The organism is Pseudomonas cichorii, from assembly GCF_015471405.1.
Lineage (GTDB): Bacteria > Pseudomonadota > Gammaproteobacteria > Pseudomonadales > Pseudomonadaceae > Aquipseudomonas > Aquipseudomonas serbiensis.
This window is the reverse complement of the sequence record NZ_BLVZ01000010.1, coordinates 212,030-236,765: the sequence shown is the minus strand read 5'-3', so window position 1 is coordinate 236,765 and position 24,736 is coordinate 212,030. Positions and strand designations below refer to the sequence as shown.

Below are 24,736 nucleotides of genomic sequence, written 5' to 3'. Positions count from 1 at the left end.
ATCACGTCTCCCGTGCCGGTTGTCCCGACGCTCCTGCCTGCCAAGATAAACGCCAATCCTTTACAAAGGTCGTGCGGTGGTCCGGAGAGCCGGGTTTATCGGCGCATGAATGGATATGGACAGCCTCAAGAACATTCACAACGATTCGGTGCTGGGCTTCGGTCCCTATGTGTTTCATGTGCGTCAACGCCTTGTGATGAAGGGCGATACGGCGTTGCGTGTGGGGGGCAGGGCGCTCGATATTCTTCAGGTGCTGATCGCGCACGCGGGTAGCATCGTCAGCCAAAAGAGCCTGATGGCCCAGGTCTGGCCCAATTCTATCGTCGAAGACATCAACCTGCGTGTACAGGTTGCAGCCCTTCGGCGTGCCTTGGGGGATGGGCGTAACGGTCAGCTCTACATCCAGACGGTTCCCCAGCGAGGTTATTGCTTCGTGGCCAGCGTTCAGCATGTCGAACCGTGCAGCGAGCCCCCTGCGTCACGGCATAATCTGCCAGCACGTCTGACGCCGGTCATTGGCCGTGACGAGGTCGTGGGCAAGATCGTGCGTCAGTTGCCAGGCCGGCGTTTCATGACGCTGGTCGGGCCTGGAGGTATCGGCAAGACAACCGTGGCCTGCCGGGTCGCCGAATCACTCCTCAGGCATTATCCGGACGGTGTCTGGATGATCGATTTTTCTGCGCTGGATGGCCCGCAGCAGGTGGCCGATCAATTGGTGACGGCGCTGGGGCTTGCCCGGCAGTTGTCTCTGGATGGTCTGGTCGATACCTTGGCCGGACGTCGTGCGTTGTTGATATTCGATGGTTGTGAACATCAGCCCGAAAGCGGCCGACGTTGGGCCGAGTCCTTGTTGCCGGCCTGTACCCATCTGTCGATTCTGGTGACCAGTCGCCAACCGCTGCATGCCGAAGGCGAGTCAGTGTTGCGCTTGCCTGGGCTGGCCCTTGCGCCAGCCGGTACACATGACGCCATGGCCTATTCCGCCATGCAGCTATTTGTTCGTCGAGCCCAGGCATGTCAGCAAGGTTTTGTCTTGCGCGAGCAGGATGTCGCGGTGGTGGGCGATATCTGTCGACGGCTCGATGGCATTCCCTTGGCAATCGAACTGGCGGCTGCGCGAGTCGACGTCTTCGGGCTATCGGGTTTGCAGGCGCAACTGGACAATTTCTTTCAGTTGCTGACCTTTGGCCGACGCACCGCCGTCACCCGGCATCAGACCTTCAAGGCCTCGCTGGACTGGAGTTTCGAGCGCCTGAGTCTTCATGAGCAAGTCGTGTTTCAGCGCCTTGCGGTCTTTACATCGGCATTCACGCTGGCGGCCGCCATTGAGGTGATCGCCTGTACCTCGTTGAGTGCCGATTGCGTGTGCAAGGCTGTGGAGCAATTGGTAGACAAATCGCTGCTGTCGGTAACCCAAAACACCGGCACGTTACGGTATGGCTTCCTGCATACCACTCGCTTCTATGCTCTGGAAAAACTGCAACACAGCGGTCATGGGCGAGTATATGAAGCACGTTTTGCGAGACATCTCGCTCATGGGCGTGTCTGTGAGACGTACACTCCGTCACTGCAACTGGTCGAGTAGTCGCCGGGCAGCGATCAGGTCCGGTGTTGCAAAACCTTCGGTGAACCGCGCATGGACAGCCTCCAGCACGTCGTACGCCTGCCGTTCATGTCCCTGACGCTGCTTGAGCCGCGCCAGTGATGTTGCGCTGCGCAGTTCCCAGGCGAGTGCTCCCTGTTTTTTCGCCACCTTCAACGCTTTATGCAGTATGGCTTCGGCCTCGTCTGCCTCTTGAGGCGGCAGGCTGTCGGCCCTGGCCCGCAGGATTTCCGATGTACACCAGCCGGCAGCTCCGCTTTGCGCCCGCTCGAACAAGGCATCATCGATCTGCCCCTGGCGCAGGGTGAGCATGATGTCCCTGATAATCCCGTCACTGTCCGTAAAGTTGATATCGGTGTCGGGAGATGCCATCAACTGCGCATAGTGTTGCCCCCAGTCATAGAACAGCAGCGCCGAGTGCCGTTGTGACTGTTCGCGCAGCAGTTTCAATAATTCGCTGGCTGTCTCGGTATTGCCGTTGTAGAGCGCGATGGCGCAACCGGCGAGGGAGAGGGTGTGGCAGATCGAGGTTCCGTGGTTGATCTGCAAGGCAATCTCCAGCGCCTGCCGGGCTGTCTGCCAGGCCAGTTCGGGGCGACCTTGCAGCCAGAGAATACGCGCCTGTATGGTCAGGGCCGCAACGCTCTGGTCGTACTGCACGCCGAAACCATAGGTGAATCGATTGAGATGCCCGCTTTGTGCCAGGCGCTGAATGACCCGGTCGGCATTCTGTCGCGCCAGAGTCTGATCGCCTGAAAAATGCAGCGCCAATACCCGTAAACGATGGGTGCTCAGGCAGGTGATGAGGTCGGTGCGCATGCCCAGTCGATTGAACTGCCGGTTTTTTTCAAGGGCTTCCTTGTACTGACCCTGACACAGATTGACGGTCATTTGCCCGGAGATTGCCCGCAACTGACCTGCCACATCATGAGTCTGTTCGGCCAGTGCCTGGGCTGTCACGAAGGCATCCATCGTTTCGGATATGTTGCTGTGCGTGTGATAGGAAACGCTGCCCAGTGCCAGCTTGAGAGAGATCAGCAGTTTCGGTGATGGAAATGGATCTGCTTCCAGCAGCTTCAAAGCCTTGCGTACATAAAAGCCATGTTCCTTGAGCAGCGAAAGCTCCTGCCAGAGCGGTGTGCAGTATGCGATCAGTTCGATGACCAGCTTCTGCGCATGCCAGTTATCGAGCCCCCAATCCAGCGCAGCCCTGATGTCTTCCAGGCTGTGGATATAGCGCTCGGTCCATTTATGAGTGGGGATTTGCTCCCAGTCACTATGAGCCTGCTGCATGATGGCCAGGCAGCGTTGGGCATGGCGTTCGCGTATGGCCGGCAGTTGTTCGCTGTGGCGCAGTTTTTCCAGGGCATAACTGCGGGTGGTATCGAGCAGGTAATAGAGCACGTCTTCGTCCACGAACTCGACATTGAGCAAGGACTTGGTGACCAGTTGGGGCAGGGTGGCAAAGACTTCAGGCGCTGTAATCTCTGGATCGGTCACCACTGCCATGGCTGACTCCAGGCTGAAGCGGCCCTTGAACAGGCTCAGGCGTTGCAGGCAGATCTGCTCGCTGGTGCTCAACATCTGGAAGCTCCAGTCCAGTGTGGCGCGCAAGGTCTGATGGCGAGCCAATGCACCCTGATGGTTTTGGCCATGCAGGAGGAAGCTGGCTTGCAGATGTTCAAGCAGATTACTGAAGCCCAGGTTGCCCACCTGAGCGGCTGCCAGCTCGATAGCCAACGGAATGCCATCGAGCCGCTGGCATATTTCAATGGCCAGCTGCAGGTTGGCTTCAGTCAGTTCAAAGTGTTCCTGGTTGGCCGTCGCGCGCTCGACGAACAATTGCAGGGCAGCAAAACTCATGGCTTCGGCAAGGCTTTTTCCCGCAGCGGGCGGGCAGTCCAGAGGCTCCAGGCGCTCCACGAACTCGCCATCGATCTGCAGGCTCTCGCGGCTGGTGATCAGAATATGCACATCGGGCGCATTGAGCAGAATGCCTTCGCTCAGCAAGGCAATGGCATCGACCATATGTTCGCAATTGTCGATCACCAGCAGCATCTGTCGATCTCGCAGGAACGCGCCGATACGGTTCATCGGCTCGTCATCGTGCGCTGCGATATCGAGCAGCATGGCCAGATGAGTCGTGATCATTGCCGGGTCGGTAATGGGGGCCAGATCCATCAGGCGAATGCCATCGCGGTAATGGCCTATCAGTTGTTCCGCGACCCGCAATGCGACCGTGGTCTTGCCGATGCCACCGGGGCCGGTCAGTGAAATGAAACGGTGTTGTTGCAGTTGGCTCGCCAGCCTGTTGACCAATGCATTACGTCCCAGAATACGCGATTGACGAGTGGGCAGATTATGGCTGGTCGAGGTATTCATATTGGCGTTTGGCCTGTGTTCGACCCGTTGCAGGGTGATGGGAGCGACAAAGCTGTAACCACGTTGCGCAACTGTAACAATATAGCGCTGCCCGGACTGTCCATCGCCCAGCGCTTTGCGCAAGGCAGCCATGTGTACGCGCAGGTTGCCGTCCTCAACAACGCTTCTTGGCCAGACATGAGCCATGAGCTGTTGCTTGCTGACCATATCCCCGGCGTTCTCGATCAGGATCAACAGAATATCCATGGCGCGGCTACCCAGCCGCACGGGACGGTCGGCGTCCAGCACCAGACGTTGTTGAGGGTAGATCCGATAAGGGCCGAAATGCACAGCCAGTTCGGTGAGAAGGGTCAAGGGTTCATTCCTGTTATGTCGCCTCCGGCTGCTGTTTTTCGGGCAGATAAATGCGCCCCCGAGCTTGCTCGTGATGCGACTTTCAATCTAGCTCTTATTTCAGAATTCAGATGCGACAAAATGCTCGGTGTGATGTGTTTTCTTTAGCGCATGGCCACGCCATGTAAAGGGATTGATGCCCTCGGCGCGGGAAAATATATGCGAGAAGTGCGACTGGTCACAGAATCCGCACTCCTGGCTTATCTGCGTCAGGGTCATTTCAGTGTGCTGGATCAGGCATTTGGCGCGGGCGATGCGCTGGCAGCGGATCCATCCCTGAGGGGACAGGCCGGTGCTGCATTTGAATGCCCGGGAGAAGTAGCTCCTGGACAAGGCACAGGCGCGAGCCAGTTCGGCGACTTCGATATTTTCGCCCAGCCTCTCAAGGATCAACTGTTTGGCCAGGCGCTCGCGCCAGGGAGTAAGGCCACCGCTGACTGCTGTCTGCTTCTCGATGCCTTCCATGCGTTTGCATGTCGGGCAGGGGTATTGCGGAGCGTGGGTCATGGCAATGTCCATTATCGCGGTAGGGTGCGGATGGGTTGGCTGTGTTGTCAGCACCTTTCGATGGGCAAAAGTCTGCGCAGAGAGCGCCATTCTTGAGTGCAGGAACAGGGCTGACGAGTTAATCGTTGTTAATTTCGCAGGCGACGATCAGTCGCCATTTGCTTTTTCGCAGTGCTCTGGCCTGCGGTTTTCAGTGTTTTCTCAGCGAGTTTTCAGCCAGCCGAGAAAGCCGCCTTTCTTGATCTGGGCCGGCCTTGCCAGCAGCGCCGAATGGCTGTTCTTCTGCCGGACCGCCTGCAATTTGTGCAGCGCGTTATTGACCTGGCCGGATTGCTCCATGCAGGCCCGTGCGACGTTCTTGTCGATGCGATAAATGATGCTGGAGGTCATGGCCGTGAAGCAGGCTTCGGAAGGCGTATCGGCGAGAATGCTTTGCTCGCCCATGACTTCGCTCGGCCCCATGCGGCCTGCTTCGATCCGTTCGTTGCCGTCGGGGACCGAGGCACTGACCACTCCCGTGGCGATGACGAACAGGCAATCGGCAACCTCATTGAGATCCAGCACCACCTGACCGGCCGAGTACTGCTGCGCCGTCATGTTCTGTGCCAGTCGGTCCCGCTCCGATCCACTCAAGGAACGGAAGACTTTCACCTCTTCGAGCAGGGTCCGGGCACGGGAAGTCGGTTCGCTGCTGCCGTCTGGCTGGCGAGCGATGCCTGCGGCTTCCAGGTGGCGATGCGCAAGGTCGAAGAGTTGATTGCGCACTTCGCCTTTCTTGCCCAGGTCCGCGATAAAGCCGCTGGCCACATACTCGGACATGTTTTCGCCGGCTTCCTTGAGCACAGCTTTCGGGGCTGGCGAAAGCAACAGGCTGCTGCTGCCCTGCAAGGTGCGATCCAGTGCGTCAAGCACACGGCGTGGGCGGATATGGTTGGGGACCTGAATGCTGATCGAGACACCGTGCATGTGAGTCGGCCTGCTCAGGTTGACGATCTTGGCCTTGGCCGCTACGGAGTTGGGCACGACGGCAGTGCTGCCGGCGCCGGTCAGCAGGTGTGTGGCGCGCCAGTCGATATCGGTCACCTTGCCTTCGATACCGTCGATCGCGACCCAGTCATCGACCTGATAGGGTTTGGTGGTGTTGAGCACGATCCCGGAAAACACATCGCTCAAGGTGCTTTGCAGTGCCAGACCGACAATGATTGCCACGGCGCCCGAGGTTGCCAGAAGCCCTTTGACGGGGAGTTCCAGCACATAACCGGCCGCCGCAACCACTGCAATCAGAAACACCAGCGCGCCTATCACGTCCTGAAGAAGGCGTCCGCTATGACCGATGCGGTGCATCAAGGCCAGGCCGATCAGCACGGTCAAGACACGGGCGGCATACACCCACCAGAGAATGGCCAGTGCCGTGGCACCCAGTTGCAGCACGCTGTCATCCGGCCAGGACGGGGCCAGCAACGGGCTGATACCGGCATTGATGATGAGCGTACTGAAGGCCAGGAACAGACCCAGGCGAATGCCGACCCGAATCACTCGTAGCTGGATGGGCGACAGATGCCAGATCGACACATCGGCCAGCAGCAACAGGGCACTCCACAGCAAGGGATGGCTCAGCAGAACAGACATGATGCGACTCCGGGCATGACAGGCTGGAACCTGCCCGGTCGGGCAGGTTGTGGCGGGTGGCTGATCAGTTGCCGAGGTGGGCTTTCAGCTCGTTAGCTGCCTGGCGCATCGCGGCGCGGACTTCAGGCACCTGGTTCAGCGGGTTGAGCAGGCCGAAGTCATGGATCATCCCGTTGTAGCGCACTGCCGTAACCGGCACGCCTGCCGCATCCAGCTTGCGGGCATAGGCTTCGCCTTCGTCACGCAGCACGTCGAACTCGGCGGTCTGGACCAGTGCCGCAGGCAGGCCACGCAATTGTTCGCTGCTGGCTTGCAGGGGCGAGGCATGGATCCGGGCACGCTGGCCGGCATCGGTGGTGTAGTTGTCCCAGAACCACTTCATCATGCCTTTGGTCAGGAAATGACCTTCGGCAAATTGCTGGTAGGAGCCGTTATCGAAGTTTGCATCGGTCACCGGCCACAGCAGCAACTGGAATCGCAGCGCCGGGGTTTGCTGTTCCTTGGCCATCAGCGCAACGACGGCTGCCATGTTGCCGCCTACACTATTGCCCGCCACCGCCAGACGGCTGCCATCGACACCGATCTGCTTGCCATGCTCGGCCACCCAGCGGGTTGCGGCATAGGCCTGGTTGATTGCCGTCGGGTATTGCGCCTCAGGTGACGGCGTGTAATCCACATACACGGCTACCGCACCGGAGCCCACCACCAGATCGCGGATCAGTCGCTGGTGAGTCTGGAAGTCGCCCAACACCCAGCCGCCGCCGTGGAAGAACATGAACACCGGCAGGTCACCCTTGAGCTTGGCAGGGCGGACGATCTTGAGGGTGATCTTCTGACCGTTGGCATCAATGGAACGCTCGCTGACCTCCACGCCCGACAGATCCACCTTGACCGAGGCCTGCGCGCCGGTCAGCACTGCACGGGCGTCCTTGGGGCTCAGTTGCTCAAGTGGCTTGCCACCGCCAGCGGCCAGTGCTTCGAGAAAGGCCTGAGTGTTGTGCTCTACGCCTGGGCTGCCAGCGGCAAAGGCGTTGTTGACGGACAGGGCGAGCAGGGTGGTGGTCAGGGCTTTTTGCAGAGTGTTCATGGGGTCAGTCCTTTTGAGAAAACGAAAGTGGTTAGCGGGTGAGGGCAGTCCTGGCTTCGGGCCTCGGCTGCACCATGGACACAGATTAATAGGGTGCCGAAAGGCGAAAAAGCGGCTATAAAGCGTTTAACTGTCAACCAGGTTGTGACAATGAACCCTTTTGAAGATATGCGTATTTTTTGCCAGGTCATGGAGTCGGGCAGTTTCACGGCGGCCTCCGACAAACTGGGCCTGTCCAAACAGTTCGTCAGCCGCCGCTTGATGCAACTGGAGGAGCGGCTGGGCGTGCGCTTGCTCAATCGCTCGACCCGGCGTCTGGATGTCACCCCGCTGGGGCAGAGTTATTACGAGTCAGCCTTGCGCCTGCTGAGTGAAGTGGAGCAGGTCGAGCAGGGTATTTCTGGGCAGAACAGCGAACCGCGTGGCACCTTGCGTCTGAGTGCGCCACTGTCGTTTGCCGTGGCGCATCTGGGTTGTCTGCTGCCGTTGTTCTTGCAGCGCTATCGGGATGTGGCGGTGGAAGTAGACCTGAGTGATCGCCCGGTGGATCTGCTCAGCGAGGGCTATGACCTGGTGCTGCGCATTGGCGTGCTGGAAGACTCCAGCCTGATTGCCCGGCGTATCGCCACGATCGACAGGGTTTACTGCGCAAGCCCTGTTTACCTGGCCGAGCGGGGTCGCCCGGAAAGACCGGAAGACCTGCATGCCCATGATTGTTTGCCCTACGGCCATAACCGTCAGGTGCAGTGGCGTTTCCAGAGCAGTGGCAAACCCGTGAGCCTGAATGTCAGCGGGCGCATGCGCACCAATAACGGCGAGTTGCTGCGCGATGCAGCGATTGCCGGGTTGGGCATCACCTACTTGCCGACCTTCATTGTGGGGGCCGCGCTGAGCAGCGGAAGTCTGGTCAGGGTGCTGGACGATCTGCGTCCCGAGCCTCTGACGCTGTCGGCGGTTTATCCGCAGCATCGTCAGGCTTCAAGGCCGGTTCAGGCCCTGATCGAGTTCCTGCGCGAACGGCTGGAACTCAATGACATGCTTTGAACCGAGAGGGCGGTAACTGAGTCGTTTGCATATTAGGCTAGATCGAAAATGAATTTAGATAATGATTTTCAGAGTGATAAGGTTCTAAAAATACCTTTCAAACGTTGAAATCGTTATCAAAAAGTCGGTGACCGTGCATGCGGACCCAGGCTTCATTCTGATCCAGTGGAGATTGCACGTGCCCGACAACACCCTCGCCCGATGGAAGAAAAGCGTTCTGTCCGGTCTGTTCATGACGCTTGCGGCTTCCTTGACTGCCGTCCATGCCGCCGATCTGGTGGTCGGCGACCAGAGTTACAGCGCCCGTACCGTGATGGAGGCCGCGGGTGTACTCGATGATCTGCCTTATGAGCTGGAGTGGAAGCAATTCACCGCTGGTTCGCCCGTGGCCGAAGCCCTGAACGTCGGCAGCCTGGATGTCGGTTTGCTGGGCGATTCGCCCGCCTTGTTCATGGGCGCTCTGGGCGCGCCGATCAAGGTCATCGGTGTTTCGCGGCAGAATCTGGATGGCGTGGCCATCGTGGTGCGCAAGGACTCCTCCATCAAGAGCGTTGCGGATCTGGCGGGCAAGAAAGTGGCGATCTGGAAAGGCTCGTTCAGCCAGCAATTGATGCTTACTGCGCTGGACAAGGCGGGCGTGCCCCGTGATGCCGTGGAGTATCGTTACCTCAGTGCGCTGGACTCCTCCCATGCCCTGGACGGTGGTTCGGTGGATGCCATCGCGACCTGGGAGCCCTATGTCACCCAGCAGGAACGTCAGGGTGCCAGGATCATCATCACGGCCAAGGGGCTGATTCCCGCGCAGAGTTTCATTGTTGCCAACGACAAGGCTATCAAGAACAAGCGCGCCCAGATCAACGATTTCCTTCAGCGTCTGCAAGCGGCCCGCGACTGGTCGGTGCGTGATCCGAAGAACAGCGAAACCTACGCCAACGCCTGGTCGAGCCTGACCCGGGCCGATGCGGAGGTGGCCCGGCGCTGGTTCTCCCGCTCGCAGATAGTCGTCGTACCGATTACACCTGAAGTGATTGCAGGCGCGCAGCAGACCATCGATTTTTTCAACAGCGCCGGGTTGACCAAAAGCTATCCTGCGGCCAGCGTGTTTGATGAATCGTTCAATTCGGCGCTTAAATTGCAGGAGCAGGTTTCACGTTGATTCATCTGCTTCTTTTCGCGAATGAATTCGCTCCTGCACCCAAGGAGCGAATTCATTCGCGAAAGCTCCACGCCAAAACCCCACCCCCCCTCAGGAGCCCTTCACCATGACTTTCACTTCATTGCACTGGGGCGTCTACCGTCCACAGGTTGTGGACGGAAAGCTTGAGGCGCTGGTGCCCGCAGAGTGGGACAAGGACCCTTCGCCCATAGGGGATTCGGTAGCAGGTGCCATCGCATCGCCGACCCGTATCAAGCGTCCCGCCGTGCGCCGCAGTTTTCTTCACGAGCAAGGTGGTCGGCCCGACCTGCGAGGGCAGGAGCCTTTTGTTGAAGTGTCCTGGGACGTTGCACTGGATCTGGTCGCCCGAGAGCTGAAGCGCATCAGGGGCGAGCATGGCAACCAGGCAATCTTCGGTGGCAGTTACGGCTGGGGCAGCGCGGGGCGTTTTCATCATGCCCAGAGTCAGTTGCATCGCTTCCTCAACTGCCTGGGCGGTTATGTATTCAGCACCGACAGTTACAGCCTTGGTGCAGGACGAGTGTTGATGCCGCATATCGTCGGTAATATGGACTGGCTGCTGGCGGCGCACACCTCCTGGGAAAACCTGGCCGAGCACTGCGAGTTGTTCGTGGCCTTCGGTGGCCTGCCTGCCAAGAACGCCCAGACAAGCCCCGGTGGCGCCAGCGATCACTTGCTGAGTGAGGCTTTGCAGTCGATGTCGAAAGCGGGTGTGGAGTTCGTCAATGTCAGCCCGTTGCGCGATGACTTGGTCGGCCCTGAAAGGAATGAATGGCTGGCGATTCGTCCCGGCAGCGATACGGCGTTGATGATGGCGTTGTCCTGGATCCTGATCACCCAAGGGCTGCATGACGAAGCCTTTGTGCAGCGTTATACCGTCGGCTATGAGCGCTTTCGTGACTATCTGCTGGGCCATGTCGACGGACAGCCAAAGGACCCGCAATGGGCCGAGCAACTGACTGGAATCCCGGCCCGCCAGATCATCGAGCTGGCACAACGCATGGCCAGCAAGCGGACCATGATCAATGTCGCCTATTCCTTGCAGCGTTCGATCCATGGCGAACAACCGTTCTGGATGACCGTGACCCTGGCCGCACTGCTGGGACAGATCGGTTTGCCGGGTGGCGGTTTTGGGCTGGGTTATGGCTGCATGAACAATACGGGCAGCGGCCGCAAGGCATTTTCCGGGCCGCGTTTCGAGCAGGGCAGCAACCCGGTCAAGGATTTCATCCCGGTGGCACGTGTCGCCGACATGCTGCTCAATCCCGGTGCGCCTTTCGATTACAACGGCCAGCAACGGCACTATCCCGACATTCGGCTGGTGTACTGGGCCGGCGGCAATATCTTTCATCATCACCAGGACCTCAACCGTCTGCTGGATGCCTGGCAGCGCCCGGAAACCATCATTGTTCACGAGCAGTACTGGACCGCCCAGGCCAGGTACGCCGATATCGTCCTGCCTGCGACTACGGCGCTGGAGCGCAATGACATCGGCAGTTCGGCTTCCGACCGTTTCATGATCGCCATGCAGCAAGCCATCGAGCCAGTGGGTGACGCCCGCGACGACTATTCGATCTTCGCCGACCTGGCACAGCGTCTGGGCTTTGCCGATACCTTCACTGAGGGGCGTGATGCGTCTGCCTGGCTGCGTTATATCTATGAACAGTCTCGCGAGCGGGCCGAAACCTTCGGCGTGCAGTTGCCGGACTATGATCGGTTCTGGCGCGAGGGCCTGTTCGAGGTGCAGTACCCCGAAACCGACATGATCCTGCTCAAGCCCTTCCGCGACGACCCGCAGGCCAACCCTTTGCCCACGCCTTCAGGGCGTATCGAAATCTTCTCCGAGCGCATTGCCGGGTTCGGTTACGCGGACTGTCCGGGGCATCCGGTCTGGCTGGACAAGCCAGCGGCCACGTTTCCCTTGCACCTGCTCTCCAACCAGCCGCGAACCCGTTTGCACAGTCAGTACGACCACGGTGCCTATAGCCGCGCTTCAAAGATCCACGAGCGTGAGCCCTTGACCCTCAATCGCATCGACGCGCAGGCCCGAGGCATTGTCGATGGCGATGTGGTCAAGGTTTTCAACGAGCGAGGGGCTTTTCTGGCCGGGGTGATTGTCTCGGATGACATTCGCCCCGGCGTCGTGCAGATCGCCACCGGAGCCTGGTTCGATCCACTGGTCCATGGCCAGAAGGGCAGCCTTGAGAAACATGGCAACCCGAACGTGATTACCCTCGATGTGGGGGCTTCACGCTTGTCTCAGGGTTGCTCGGCACAAACCGCGTCGGTGGAGGTCGTCAGGTGGGATCAGGCGTTGCCGCAAGTGACGGCCTTTGAGCCGCCACTGCTGACGTGAGGCTAATCGTTGACCTGAATGATCCCCTCACGCACGGCAAACAACACCAGGCTGGCGATATCGTGAATCCCCAGACGATGCATGACCTGAGAGCGATGGGCCTCGACTGTCTTGACGCTCAGGCCCAGGCCCAGTGCGATGGAACGAGTCGATTCGCCACGGGCGATCAGGCGCAGGATTTCCAGTTGGCGTTCAGTCAGTGAAAAGTTTCCGGATCTGCTGCCCGAAGGCTGCGTAAGGCTTTTCTTGACGGCCTGGCTGACCACCAGCGGCACGACTTCCGAAGACAGATATTGATCGCCATGCTGCAACGCCTGTAAGGCCAGTTCCAGCTCCAGAAAGCTGGCGCTCTTGAGCAGATAGCCCTGGGCACCCAGTTGCAGGCATTTCATGACGAAGCTTGAGTCGGTATGTGTCGATAGCATGAGCACCTTGCTGCAGGGCGCATGGACTGATAACTCCTCCAGTGTATGGACGCTGCATGATCGCTCCATGGACATGTCGAGCAGGATGATGTCCGGCGACAACAGGCAAGCAAGCTGGACGATGCTATCCCCATCGCCAGCCTCCCCGACGATTTCGTATTCGTGTTGTTTTTCCAGTAGTGCTCGTATACCAGCCCGAAACAACGGGTAGTCATCGGCGAGCAGAATTCGGCAAGGCATATGTACGGCCTGTGTCGCATGGGAAGTGAATAGCGGCCAACGAGTGACAGCTACGATTACTATTCTCCCGTGGGGGTTGATGATAGCCCGCTGATGGCTAGCTGCATCCATTTGCAAGACGCCCACGGGGAGGACGTCCCTATCCCGAATATCGGCGATGGCATTCCGTTAGCCATGCCGTGCGCTGTCACCAAACTGTTGGATCAGTATCGGTACTCTGGACAGCGGTTCTATCGCTTGTGCCGCGCCCATGCGAATCGCTTCCTTGGGCATGCCGAACACAACGCAACTGGCCTCATCCTGGGCGACGGTGTGGGCTCCGCTTTCGCGCATGGCCAGCAGGCCGCGCGCTCCGTCGTCTCCCATGCCGGTCATGATCACGCCCAGCGTATTGGCGCCTGCATGTCTGGCCATAGAGCGAAACAGCACGTCTACCGATGGCTTGTGCCGGTTTACCGGTGGGCCATCGATAACCTCGACTTGATAGTGTGCTCCGTTGCGTTTGAGCTGCATGTGCAGACCACCGGGAGCGATCAGTGCCAGACCGCTGTGAACGCGATCCAGATGCCTGGCTTCACGTACTTCTATCTGGCAGAGACTATCGAGACGTCTTGCGAAATCTGCCGTGAATTTTTCCGGCATGTGTTGAACGATCACAATGCCCGGGCAGTCACGTGGCAGTTGGCGAAGAATGAATTCCAGTGCCTGGGTGCCTCCGGTCGAGCAGCCCAGTGCGACCACCCGGTCGGTGGTCCTGAACAATGGATTTACTGCGGGCGGTGCTTCCTGGACCTGCGCGCGGGCAGGTGGCCGGAAAGCGCCTGGGCGTGTGCGGGCGGCCTCTTCGATCTTGCGGATCAGATCCCCCGAAAGTTGCTCCAGGCTTTGTTTCAGACCCAGCCGGGCCTTGGTGAAAACCCCCACTGCACCGGCTGCCAGTGCTTCGACGGAAACGCTGGCACCTTCCTCGGTCAGCGTCGAACAGATCAGGGTCGGAGTAGGGCGTTCGCTCATGATCTGACGCAGAAAGGTAAGACCATCCATGCGCGGCATTTCGACATCCAGAATCACCACGTCAGGCCAGTCGCGGCGCATCTTGTCGATGGCGTAAAGCGGGTCACTGGCCTGGCCGATCACTTCGATGCCGGGATGGTTTGTCAGGCAATTGGTAAGCACCTGGCGAACCAGGGCCGAGTCGTCAACGATGAATACGCGGATCACAGAATATGCCCACCTGTCCTTGAGTTCGGCATGACGGGCGGCGTGACTTCATTGCGCTGACAGTCGATCCTGCCACTCAGGCCATCTATCTGAAGGCGGCGGTAGTGCTCGCCATTGAGGTCGTGCAAGTCCACCGCCCAGTTGCGCAGGCTGAACTGTTTGCGGGCGAAGTCGCTGTTGGTGTGGCCGATCTTGCGCAGCGAGTTACCCTCGAAACGCGACAGGCAGCCACCGCCGAAAATCCCTTTGCGGTACTCGCTCGGGTTGGTGCCGTGACGCACCATGTCGGCGTGCATGCGCTGGAACACGGCATCGCCGTAGCGCGTGTCCTGATCGTTGAGCGGTGCCTTGTTGTAGCTGGCCGTCGGGTCACGGGGCAGGACGTAATGGGATACGCCCAGCAAGCGCCAGCGTGGATGCCAGAGAATTATCGATACGCAACTGCCCAGCAGGGTCGTGACAGGACCGTCGTGGCGCCCAAAGAAGTAATCGCCGGGGCGCAGGAAAATGGGTTGATTCACAGACATTCGTACACCGAGGGCCGTACCAGTCGTACGGGTAGCTCAAAACCATGAATGCTTTCGGCGTGGCCTATGAATAGCAGGCCGCCGGGACGCAACTGACAGACAAGGCGCTGCACAATACGTTTCTTTTCTTCGTTGTCGAAGTAGATCAATACGTTGCGCAGAAAGATCACATCGAACATGCCCACGTCTTCTGCCAGCGGCTGGACGATATTCACCTCGCGCAGCGTGACCCGGTCGCGCAGGGCCGCCTGCACCCGGAAGCGTCCGCTCATGTCGCCTACGCCGCTCAGGCAGTAGCGCTGCATCCAGCCCTGGGGAAAGTACTTGGCCTGGGCGATGTCATAGATGCCTTCGTGGGCCTTGTGCAGCATGCTCAGGCTCAGGTCGCTGGCCATGATGGACCAGTCCTGTGTGGTGGCGTGTTCGCTGAGCACCATCGCAAGGCTGTAGGGTTCTTCACCCGATGAACAGGCGGCACTCCAGATCCGCAGTGAACCCCGACGTCTGGCCAGCCACTGGCCGAGAAACTCGAAGTGCGGATGTTCGCGGAAGAAGTACGTTTCGTTGGTTGTAAGCAGATCCACCACCAGACGGCGTTCCTGCTTGTACATGGGCTGTTCGAGCATGTGCAGGTATTCGGTGTAACTGTCGAGCCGGTAATAACGAAGGCGTTTCATCAGGCGACCGGCAACCAGCGGGCGCTTGTTCTGCGCCAGCTGGATGCCTGAAGCATCGGCCATGAGTTTTTGCAGATGGAGGAACTCGGTATCACCGAGTGTCGGCATCTTCAGTGCTTCTGACATCTCAGGTTCCCTTGAGCACAGCAAGACTGAGCTGGCGAATGTCGTCCAGTGACAACACTTGTGCAATGTTCAGAATGATGGTGAAAGTCTGGTCGCGACGAGCCATGCCGGCGATGAAGTCTGTGCGGATACCGGCCCCGAAAGGTGGGGCGGGCACCACCTGTTGCGGATCGATATCGAGCACGGCGTCCACGGCGTCCACCACCAGACCGATGCGCTGGTAGAGGTCTTCCAGCGTCAGTTCGATGATCACGATGCAGGTGCGCTTGCCGGGCTGCGTCAGCTCGAAGCCGAAGCGCGCCGCCAGATCGAGCACCGGCACCACGTTACCGCGCAGGTTGATCACGCCATGGATAAAGGCCGGCATCATCGGTACGGAAGTGACTTCGTCGTACTCGATGATCTCCCGCACCAGATCGATGGGTAACGCATACGCGGCATCGCGTACCCGAAACGACAGATGCTGGATGCTCATCGTGTCGGCGTCGGATAACAGCTCTACAGTTTGCGGAAGGCTCATAGGTCACGTCCCCCTTAATTGAAACTGACGAACTGGCCTTCATCGACCTGCGACTTGCCTCTGGACCATGGCGGCGGCGTGCTGCTGTAGTTGTCCGAGGCTCGTGGCTGAGGTCTGGATGAAGACTGTGCTTCAAAGCGGAAGAAGCCGATCAGTTCCTGCAACTGGCCGGCCTGGGCATTCATTTCTTCTGCCGTGGCCGCCAGCTCTTCGGAGGCCGAAGCGTTCTGCTGGGTGATCTGGTTCATCTGGCCCATGGCGATATTGATCTGCCCGGCCGCGCCGCTCTGTTCCTGGGACGCCGCAGTGATTTCCTGCACCAGGTCGGAGGTCTTCTGGATATTGGGCACGATCTCGTTGAGCAAGCGTCCAGCCTGCTCGGCCAGTTGTACGCTGCTGGAGGCGACCTGACCGATTTCCTGGGCCGCCACCTGGCTGCGTTCGGCCAGCTTGCGTACTTCGGCGGCGACCACTGCGAAGCCTTTGCCGTGATCGCCCGCTCGTGCGGCTTCGATTGCGGCGTTCAGGGCCAGCAGGTTGGTCTGGTAAGCGATGTCGTCGATGATGCTGATCTTGTCGGCAATCTGCTTCATGGCCAGGACGGTGTCGCCGACAGCGCCACCGCCTTGAACGGCGTCATTGGCAGCCTTGCCTGCGATGCCGTCAGTGATCTTGGCGCTTTCGGTGTTCTGGGCAATCGAAGCGGACATCTGTTCGACCGAGGCGCTTGTCTGTTCGACGCTGGCGGCCTGTTCGTTGGCCGCCTGGCTCAAGGACTGCGAGGTCGAACTGACCTGCTCCGAGGCTGAAGACAGCGAGTCTGCGGCACTGCGTACATCACCCAGAATACTGCGCAGACGCAGGGCCATGTTCTGCATGGAAGCGAGCAACTGACCGGTTTCGTCCTTGCTGTTGACTTCAAGGTCCTTGCTCAGGTCGCCGGCCGCCATGCGGTTAGCGGCTTCCACCGCGCCATTGAGCGGCTTGGTGATGCTGCGGGTGACCAGTACGCCGATCAGCATGCCCAGCAGAGTGGCGACGGCCACCAGCACAATCATTTGCACGCGGGAGCTTTCGGAGATCGTGGTGATTTCCTGATTCGACTGTCCGGCCCGTTCTTTCTTGTAATCGACCACTTCACCCAGCATGCGGTCGACTATCTCGGACGTCGATATGGCCTTTGGCAACAGATTGGTTACCTCACTGGCTTCCTGGAGCTGGCCGCTTTGTTGATGGGCGAGCAAGAGTTGCTTGGCTACGTTTTCGTATTCGGTCAGTGGTGCCAGCAAGCCATCGACTCTGGCCTGGCCTTCTTTGGTGATGAAGCTCTCGCGGGATTTGACGATCAGAGCGCGAGTGGTTTCCAGTGTGCTGCGAGTCAGGTTGGCCGCACTTTCCCGCTCTTCCTGAGTGGTGGAGAGCAGGCTCTGGCGCATGGCGCGACCTGCGGTGATCAGCTGGATATTGGCTTCCTGCAACTGGCTCATGCCCTCGACGTCGATGTCGTACATTCGATCCGAAAGCCGGTTCACCTCGTCCAGGTTGCGGATGCCAAGCAAGCCAATGGTCGCGGTCAAGGCCACGACGATCAGAAAACCGAGTGTCAGCCTGACCCCTATCTTCATATTTCGGATGAACTGCATGTTTACATCTCCTGAAGGCTGAAAAAGTTAGTTGGTGCTGGCGACACTGGTCTGGTTGGCGCTTTCGACCAGGGCTTGTAAATGGCGAAACAGGCTGGGTATATCCAGAATCAGTGCGACCTGACCGGAGCCCAGAATGGTGGAGCCGCTGATACCGCGAAGGTGCTGGAACATCTTGCCCAGAGGCTTGATGACGGTTTGCAATTCGCCATGCAACTGATCGACGATCAGCCCGGCCTGCTGGCGTCCCTGGCTGACCACGACAATATTGCGGCGGCGCGAAGGCTCTGCCTTGATACCGAAATGGCTGTCCAGTGCGATGCAGGGCAGGGGTCTGCCACGCAGGTTCAGATAGCCATAGCCGTTTTCCAGAGGCGGCTCGCTGGCCTCCATGCATTCGGTGACCATGTCCAGCGGAATGACGAAACTGTCCTGGCCTACGCTGACCAGAAAACCGTCGATGATGGCCAGGGTCAGCGGCAGGCGAATGCGGAATGTGCAGCCTTCACCGGCAACCGAATCGATCTCGATCAGGCCGCGCAGTTGATCGATGGCGCTACGCACGACATCCATTCCCACACCGCGCCCCGACAGGTTGGAAACCTGCTCGGCGGTGGAGAACCCGGCCTCGAAAATCAGCAAGTGAATATCGCTGTCGCTCAGTTGTGCGTCAGGTTCGACCATGCCTTTGGCGATGGCTTTTTCCAGAATGCGTGCGGTGTTCAGGCCGCGGCCGTCATCGCTGATTTCCAGCACGATCATCCCTGAGTCGTGATAGGCATTGAGGCTCAGATTGCCCTCGGCGGGTTTGCCGACGGCCAGGCGGTCGGCCGCGGACTCGATGCCGTGGTCGATGGCGTTGCGCACCAGATGCGTCAGCGGGTCGGCCACCTTGTCGATCACCGACTTGTCCAGCTCGGTTTCGCCCCCGCGAATGGTCAACTGGATCTTCTTGTCCAGTTCCTGGCTGACGTCACGCACTACGCGGTGGAAGCGGTTGAAGGTTTCACCCACTTCGACCATGCGCAGCTTCAACGCGCTTTCGCGGATCTGCTCAACATGCTGGAGCACCGCCTGAGTGCTTTCGATACAGGCGTTGTGGCCACTGAGACGGGCCTGCATTTGCGCGCCGGCTGTACTGATGACCAGCTCGCCGACCAGATTGATCAGCTCATCAAGCTTGTTTGCTGCGACCTTGACCAGCGTGGTTTCCACGGGCCGACGGTCACGGTTGGGGGCCGCGGAGGGTCTTTCAGGCGCGGCTACGGGGACCTGAGCCACGGCCTGCGCTTGCATGACCGGAGCCTGTTCGACGACTGGGTAATGCTCGATAACGGTTTGGCCAGCATCGGGTTCAGGAGTCAGTTGCTCGATATGCAGTGTGCAGAAATCCTGAATGAACTCGAAAACGTCTTCGATCTCGCTGGCCTGAGCGCTGCTGCGCAGGGTCAGTTTCAGCTCCAGGTAGCAGTCTTCAGGGTCGAGTTTCCCCAGCTCGGGCAAGGAGGGCGTCAGCGTCTGCAAGTGCGTGATGGTGCCGAGCTTCTTGAGGTAACGCACGAAGGCCGCAGGGTCAAAACCGTTCTGGAACAGTTCCTTGGCAAACGCGATGCAAACCTGCCAGTCGCGTTCGTCGGCACTCACGGCCGTTTCACTGCTGCTCGACGCGGTATCTTTGGTCTCGACGGCATCATGTCCCTGAGCCTTGGCCAATGCCGCGAGCAGTGGGGCCTGGCGGCTTTCGTTGGCTTCCATCAGGCCGTTGTCGGGGTCTACGCTTTCGAGCATCGTGCTCAGTTCATCCATGCATTTGAGCATTAGCGAAGTCAGGTCCGAGGTCAGCACTCGCTGGCCGTCGCGTACCGACATCAACAGACTTTCCAGGTGATGGGTGAGGGTGACCAGCGGCGTCAGCGAAAAAATGCCGGCTGACCCTTTGAGGGTGTGTACAGCCCGGAAAAGGCCATTGACGGCGTCGTGATCGTCAGGCGAGGTTTCAAGACGCAGCAGGCTGTCTTCGGCATCCTTGAGCAGGTCACGGCCTTCATCCAGAAAGCCCTGGAGTAATTGATTCCACTGTTCGCCACTGAGCATCGGTCAATCCTCGGCCTTGGCCACAGGTTGGAGAACATCCAGAGCCAGCAGCTCGGCCATTTCAATCACGCTGGGCGAGGCTGCACTGACGGTGGCTGGTGTCCCGGTCAATGACAGCTCGCGCTGCAATGCCAGCAACAGTTGGGCGCCAGCGCTGTCGAGTTCATCGATGCCGCTGAGGTCCATTTGCCATGAATGGGCCTGGGTGGACATCAAGGGGATGAGCAACTCACGCGCCTGTCTGACTTCATAGATGGTCAGGTCGCCCTTCACATGCATCAGCGTCGGGGCGTCTTGCGTACCGCCTGTTATCGAGAACATGGGCTTACCCCAGCAGTTTCTCGACCGCAGCGAGCAATTGCTGAGGCTGAAAAGGTTTGACGATCCAGGCTTTGGCACCCGCGGCCTGGCCTTCGGCTTTCTTGGATTGTTCGCTTTCGGTGGTGAGCATGATGATGGGCGTGAAGCGGTATTCAGGGCGTGCCTTGACTTCCTTGACCAGGCCTATGCCGTCGAGGTTGGGCATGTTCACGTCGCTGATGATCAGGTTGACCTTCTGCCCGGTCAGCTTGTTGAGGGCATCGCGCCCGTCTACAGCCTCGATCACCTGATGCCCGGCGCTGCTCAGGCTCATTTTCACCAACTGGCGCATCGATGAAGAGTCATCGACGATCATTACGGTCTTGGCCATGTTCGGAACTCTCGTATAGGGAAAAAGCAGGAATCAGAAAAAAGTGATTTCGCTGGCAGCGGCCTGTGGTCGCCCGTTGCGCTCTTCTTCCGTGGTGAAGCGCTGACGCAGGCGATCCAGCCATGCGTGCGGATCATCGAGGCTCTGGTCTTGACTGTGCAGGGCATCGAGCAGTTGTTGCTGATCGGCCTGGACGTGATCGAGCATCTGGTCGGCGCGGTCCTGGAACTGCAGGTTGACCATGATCGAGTGGATATCGCGCTGGGTATCCCTGGCATCGCGTTGCAGCGCCTGGGAGGAATCTGAAAGTTCGTTGAGGTTCTCTCCCAGGCGGGCCATGACTTGAGTGACCGAGTCGTTGAGAAAGTCCAGGTTGTTGCGCTCGCTTGCGCCCAGTTCGGCGGCCGCTGTGATGGTGAACTGGATGGCCTGGTTGATTTCTTCGACCTTGGTGTCCATGCCCTGGCCTGTCTCGGCGGACAGCGAAGAGAGCTTGCGCACTTCGTCGGCGACTACCGAGAAGCCACGGCCATGTTCGCCGGCACGAGCGGCTTCGATAGCGGCATTGAGGGCCAGCAGGTTGGTCTGGCTGGCGATTTCCTGCACGCGCTTGGCCATGAATTGCAACTGACCGGCATAGCTGTCGAGTTTGCCGATCGTGGTCGTCAATTCCTGCTGGCGCTGACTGCTGGCGTTGAAGGAGTGGGTCACTTCCTTGAGCCGTTCGTTGGCTTCAAGCAGGCTGGCTCCGACGCCACCGTTTCCGAGGATGTTCTCGGAGTTCTGCAGGCTGCCTTCCAGGCGGGTCGCAATATTACTGAAGCTGTTGAACAGTTCACTGATATTGGTTTGCAGCAGGTCACGGCTCTGATTGATGCTTTCGCTCCAGCTTGGAACGACGGTATGCAACAGCGCCGGTACGTCGGGCTGGCTCAGGGATTGAGCCGGGTCTGAGTCGGAGTGTTCTGTGGCAAGTGGCGTTGTAGACGCTCTGGCACGTAAATGCAGGGCAATAGTAGCGATAGCAATAATAACCAGGCCACTGGCTGAAACTATGTTTTGTCCCAGTGCGATCCCGGTAGCGCTTACAGCGAGGCCAAGCCAAAAACCAATGTAAATAGCCATCCTCGCATCCATTCGATTGCCTTAAAGATAATCGGATGATAGCGATGGTAAATTGACGTCAATATCGGGATAACCCCTAATCCTTGCAGTGGGCGGCGTAGGCTCTACGACACAGGTATTTGGATTTTTAGCTGACTGGAGTGTCAGGTAAAAGTCATTGTATTCAATGTTTTTGGATCCAGAACGGACTGTCGCAGGTGTGCGCGACAGGTGTGTGGTCCTAGGTAAATGGCTTAAGGGTGTGAGCTTGAAAGCGGTTTGAAAGGGCGAACTAATATGAGTTTTAGATGGATTTACTATCGATGTACGATAACTAACTAGGGTGATATTTCAGGGGGGATGAATGAGGGGGGACAAATAAAAAAGCGGTTTGCTAAAGGGTTGAAAAAATAGGCTTTTAATATTGAATATGACATTTTTATTTTGATGTTCGTCTTCACGAAGTTATTCGTGAAGACGCCTGTTAAATAGATTCATTATCATCGGAAAAAACGATCTGATGAAGTCCTTACAGGGATGTACTGCGAGCCGCGAAAACAGCCTTGCCCACCCCCTGAAGGACCGCGTCGTTTTGCGGCGTATGAACCCGGCCACACAGCACATTACGGTAATGGCGTTGCAGCGGATTGCTGCGTGACAGGCCGGGATTGCCGGTCGCTTCGATGGCCAGCTCTACAGCGCGAAGGGCGTTGCCGGTCACCAGGTATTTGATCTGCGCAGCGTTTTTCGTCGGCACCAGCCCCCTGGCGGCAGACTCCAGCAGGTTCTGATTGGCGAACAGCAAGGTGTCGATATGGCCGACCACCTCCTGAAAGCGTGGCAGGGTCGACAGTGCAGCTCCGAGGTTGGACGGTTTGCGCTGCTCCAGCCACTGAACCAGCCAGTCCCTTGCCGAGTGGGCGATACCGTCATAGACCGATGACAGCAGCACCGACATCCAGAGCAGGCCCGAAGCGTCGAGCTCCGGCTGTGGAGCGCTCCAGCGGCTGACACTGACGGCATGTTCCAGCGGTACCAGCACGTCCTCGAAGATCACTTCATGACTGCTGGTGGCACGCATCCCCAAATGGTCCCAATCTTCGACTATACGGATGCCGGGCGTGTCCTTGTGTACCAGCCAGGCTCCGACCAGTGGGTCTTCATCATCACTGCGAGCCCAGACGCTGAACCAGGTCAGGCCATGGCTGCCGGTGGAGTAGATCTTGCTGCCGCTGATCCGCCAGCCTTCCGCTGTGCGGCGGGCAGTGGTGGCAGGTAGGCCGCCGCGAGCTGGAGTGCCGAGGTCTGGCTCCACTCGCAGTGCATTGATCAGTGCGCCATCCTGAACGGCTTGTTTCGCGACCAGTACACGCAAATCCCTGGGCCAGCTTTTGCTTTCCTGCAAACGGGAATGCTGGATGTACTGCATGACCAGAATCAGCGCAGTGGAAGGTTCGCCCTTGGCAACGGCACTGACCGTTTGCAGTGCCTGAACCAGATCGGCACCGCCGCCGCCCAGGTCGGTGGGGACGGTAAGACCCAGCAGTCCGTGTTCATGCAGCAGACGGAAGTTGTCGTGGGGGAACTCGCCGCTGACGTCGTAATGCTCGGCTGTTTCGGCCAGTTGTGCGGTGATCTGGGCCAGCCGGGCCGCGAAAGCCTCGGCTGATTCTGGATTGTCCTGAGGACGAAGCAGGGAAAGGCTCATGCCACGGCTTCCTCTCTGGAACCGAGGGCCTGGGCGTCTTGTGCATGGCGATTGACCGGTACGGACAAACCAAAGTGCTCACGCAGGGTTGCGCCCGTGTATTCGCTGCGGAACAGACCGCGTTGCTGCAACAGCGGCACGACCAGCTCGGTGAAATACTGCAAGCCGTCCGGCAACAGCGAATTGATGATGAAGCCATCCGCCGCGCCTTGTTCAAACCAGGTCTGGACAGCGTCGGCAACCTGTTCGGGTGTGCCGACGAAATCGCGGCGAGGGCGCGAGAAGTACAAGGCGACTTCACGCAGGGTCAGGCCTTCGTCTTTGGCCAGTTGCTTGATGCGGTCCGAGCCGCCTTTCTGACTGTTGGAGCCCAGGTCGCCCAGTTCGGGGAACGGCTCATCCAGTGGGTACTGGCTGAAATCGTGATCGTTGAATGGGCGACCCAGCGCAACGATGGCATCTTCGATGGACACCAGTTCCACGGCCTGTTGATAGCGGCTTTCCACTTCGGCTTCATCGCGGCCGATGATCGGGCGGATACCCGGCAGGATCGACAGGTCTTGCGGGTTGCGGCCGAATCCTGCGGCGCGTTTTTTCAGGTCCCTGGAATAGTTTTTGGCGTCTTCGAGGGTTTCTGCATGAACAAAGATGGCATCGGAATATTCCGCTGCGAAATTGCGCCCGTCCTCGGAAGTCCCGGCCTGAAACAGCACGGGATGACCCTGACGGGAGCGGGAAATGTTCAGCGGGCCTTTGACCTGAAAGAACTCGCCTTGATGGTTGAGCGCATGCAGCTTGCTCGGGGTGAAGAATTCGCCGGTCTGTTTGTTGCGGGCAAAGGCGTCGTCTTCCCAGGAATCCCACAGGCCCTTGACCACCGAGACGTGTTCCTTGGCGATGCGATAGCGAACCGCATGGGGCGGATGTTCGCCTTTGCTGAAGTTATCGGCAGTGCCGCTGAGCCAGGACGTGACCACGTTCCAGCCAGCGCGACCGCCACTGATGTGATCCAGTGAGGCGAACTGGCGGGCCACCTGGAAGGGTTCGGTGTAGCTGACCGTGACAGTCGCCACCAGACCGATGTGCTGTGTGGTGGCCGCCAGTGCAGAGAGGATGGTCAGCGGCTCGAAGCGGTTCAGATAGTGCGGGCTGGATTTCTCGTGGATATGCAGGCTGTCGGCAATGAAGACGAAATCGAATTTGGCCGCTTCGGCCAGGGCGGTCTGCTGCTTGTAGAAACCGAAATTGACACTGGCATCCGCCAGCGCATCCGGATGGCGCCATTCACCCCAACCGTGGCCCACGCCATGAACCATGGCTCCGAGTTTCAAGTGACGTTGTGTGCTCATGTCGAGTGCTCCTGAATGGGTGTCGTGGGCTGACGGCTCTGGAGGTCAGCAGTCCCTGCCTGGGTGAATGAGATTGAAATTATTCCTATAAGAAACCGATGTGAAGTATCTTTTGGTTATATGCTAATTATGTAATTAAGTGATTTTTAGTTTTTAGAATATAAATAATATTGATTTTGTTCGAGCGGATTCATCCGCTAGACGTCATTGAAGGCGGTGTGTTTTCCTTGGCT

At 58.7% G+C, this 24,736-nt stretch carries 20 protein-coding genes; 4 read left to right on the top strand and 16 right to left on the bottom strand.

Annotated features, from left to right (window positions below; translation table 11 throughout):
* Window positions 1–115: 115 nt before the first annotated feature.
* Window positions 116–1,585, top strand: coding sequence for an ATP-binding protein (locus JL015_RS17655; protein WP_201019370.1), 1,470 nt, complete (start codon window positions 116–118; stop codon window positions 1,583–1,585).
* Here the strand turns inward: JL015_RS17655 and JL015_RS17650 are convergent.
* From JL015_RS17650 to JL015_RS17635, 4 genes are all read right to left on the bottom strand, one after another.
* On the bottom strand, window positions 1,565–4,339 hold the full coding sequence (locus JL015_RS17650) for an ATP-binding protein (protein WP_201019369.1): 2,775 nt from the start codon (window positions 4,337–4,339) through the stop codon (window positions 1,565–1,567). The two genes, JL015_RS17655 and JL015_RS17650, sit on opposite strands and share 21 nt — an antisense overlap.
* A gap of 99 nt (window positions 4,340–4,438) precedes the next feature.
* Window positions 4,439–4,843, bottom strand: a complete 405-nt coding sequence (locus JL015_RS17645; protein ID WP_201000267.1) for a helix-turn-helix transcriptional regulator — start codon at window positions 4,841–4,843, stop codon at window positions 4,439–4,441.
* Window positions 4,844–5,086: 243 nt separating this feature from the next.
* On the bottom strand, window positions 5,087–6,514 hold the full coding sequence (locus JL015_RS17640) for a mechanosensitive ion channel family protein (protein ID WP_201019368.1): 1,428 nt from the start codon (window positions 6,512–6,514) through the stop codon (window positions 5,087–5,089).
* Window positions 6,515–6,578: 64 nt separating this feature from the next.
* Complete coding sequence (locus tag JL015_RS17635) at window positions 6,579–7,601, bottom strand: alpha/beta hydrolase (RefSeq protein ID WP_201019367.1); 1,023 nt, start codon at window positions 7,599–7,601, stop codon at window positions 6,579–6,581.
* 150 nt (window positions 7,602–7,751) lie between these two features.
* Here JL015_RS17635 and JL015_RS17630 point away from each other — a divergent pair, with 150 nt between their 5' ends.
* From JL015_RS17630 to JL015_RS17620, 3 genes are all read left to right on the top strand, one after another.
* Window positions 7,752–8,645 (top strand): LysR family transcriptional regulator, encoded by an 894-nt coding sequence (locus JL015_RS17630; protein WP_200999893.1) that lies wholly within the window; start codon window positions 7,752–7,754, stop codon window positions 8,643–8,645.
* Between the two features lie 232 nt (window positions 8,646–8,877).
* Window positions 8,878–9,801 (top strand): ABC transporter substrate-binding protein, encoded by a 924-nt coding sequence (locus JL015_RS17625; protein WP_201019398.1) that lies wholly within the window; start codon window positions 8,878–8,880, stop codon window positions 9,799–9,801.
* A 106-nt stretch (window positions 9,802–9,907) separates the two neighbouring features.
* Window positions 9,908–12,178 (top strand): molybdopterin guanine dinucleotide-containing S/N-oxide reductase, encoded by a 2,271-nt coding sequence (locus JL015_RS17620; RefSeq protein ID WP_201019366.1) that lies wholly within the window; start codon window positions 9,908–9,910, stop codon window positions 12,176–12,178.
* A gap of 2 nt (window positions 12,179–12,180) precedes the next feature.
* Here the strand turns inward: JL015_RS17620 and JL015_RS17615 are convergent, their stop codons facing one another.
* From JL015_RS17615 to JL015_RS17560, 12 genes are all read right to left on the bottom strand, one after another.
* A complete protein-coding gene (locus tag JL015_RS17615) occupies window positions 12,181–12,843 on the bottom strand; it encodes a response regulator (protein ID WP_200999891.1) in 663 nt (220 codons plus the stop codon).
* 168 nt (window positions 12,844–13,011) lie between these two features.
* Complete coding sequence (locus JL015_RS17610; RefSeq protein ID WP_201019365.1) at window positions 13,012–14,064, bottom strand: protein-glutamate methylesterase/protein-glutamine glutaminase; 1,053 nt, start codon at window positions 14,062–14,064, stop codon at window positions 13,012–13,014.
* Window positions 14,061–14,591 (bottom strand): chemotaxis protein CheD, encoded by a 531-nt coding sequence (locus JL015_RS17605; RefSeq protein ID WP_236250234.1) that lies wholly within the window; start codon window positions 14,589–14,591, stop codon window positions 14,061–14,063. Before JL015_RS17605 ends, JL015_RS17610 begins: the two co-directional genes overlap by 4 nt.
* Window positions 14,582–15,394, bottom strand: a complete 813-nt coding sequence (locus tag JL015_RS17600; RefSeq protein ID WP_200999888.1) for a CheR family methyltransferase — start codon at window positions 15,392–15,394, stop codon at window positions 14,582–14,584. The genes JL015_RS17605 and JL015_RS17600 overlap by 10 nt, the downstream gene beginning before the upstream one ends.
* A 1-nt stretch (window position 15,395) precedes the next feature.
* Window positions 15,396–15,914, bottom strand: a complete 519-nt coding sequence (locus tag JL015_RS17595; RefSeq protein ID WP_201019364.1) for a chemotaxis protein CheW — start codon at window positions 15,912–15,914, stop codon at window positions 15,396–15,398.
* Window positions 15,915–15,928: 14 nt separating this feature from the next.
* The gene (locus tag JL015_RS17590; protein WP_201019363.1) at window positions 15,929–17,557 is read right to left on the bottom strand and encodes a methyl-accepting chemotaxis protein; all 1,629 of its coding nucleotides are present in this window, start codon (window positions 17,555–17,557) and stop codon (window positions 15,929–15,931) included.
* A 27-nt stretch (window positions 17,558–17,584) separates the two neighbouring features.
* On the bottom strand, window positions 17,585–19,651 hold the full coding sequence (locus JL015_RS17585; RefSeq protein WP_201019362.1) for a chemotaxis protein CheA: 2,067 nt from the start codon (window positions 19,649–19,651) through the stop codon (window positions 17,585–17,587).
* A 3-nt stretch (window positions 19,652–19,654) separates the two neighbouring features.
* Window positions 19,655–19,972: an STAS domain-containing protein gene (locus JL015_RS17580; protein WP_201019361.1), complete on the bottom strand. Its 318-nt coding sequence runs from the start codon at window positions 19,970–19,972 to the stop codon at window positions 19,655–19,657.
* A 4-nt stretch (window positions 19,973–19,976) separates the two neighbouring features.
* Complete coding sequence (locus JL015_RS17575) at window positions 19,977–20,342, bottom strand: response regulator (RefSeq protein ID WP_201019360.1); 366 nt, start codon at window positions 20,340–20,342, stop codon at window positions 19,977–19,979.
* A gap of 33 nt (window positions 20,343–20,375) precedes the next feature.
* The gene (locus JL015_RS17570; RefSeq protein ID WP_201019359.1) at window positions 20,376–21,467 is read right to left on the bottom strand and encodes a methyl-accepting chemotaxis protein; all 1,092 of its coding nucleotides are present in this window, start codon (window positions 21,465–21,467) and stop codon (window positions 20,376–20,378) included.
* 508 nt (window positions 21,468–21,975) lie between these two features.
* On the bottom strand, window positions 21,976–23,154 hold the full coding sequence (locus JL015_RS17565) for an acyl-CoA dehydrogenase family protein (protein WP_201019358.1): 1,179 nt from the start codon (window positions 23,152–23,154) through the stop codon (window positions 21,976–21,978).
* A complete protein-coding gene (locus JL015_RS17560) occupies window positions 23,151–24,503 on the bottom strand; it encodes an LLM class flavin-dependent oxidoreductase (RefSeq protein ID WP_200999880.1) in 1,353 nt (450 codons plus the stop codon). The genes JL015_RS17565 and JL015_RS17560 overlap by 4 nt, the downstream gene beginning before the upstream one ends.
* Window positions 24,504–24,736 lie beyond the last annotated feature (233 nt).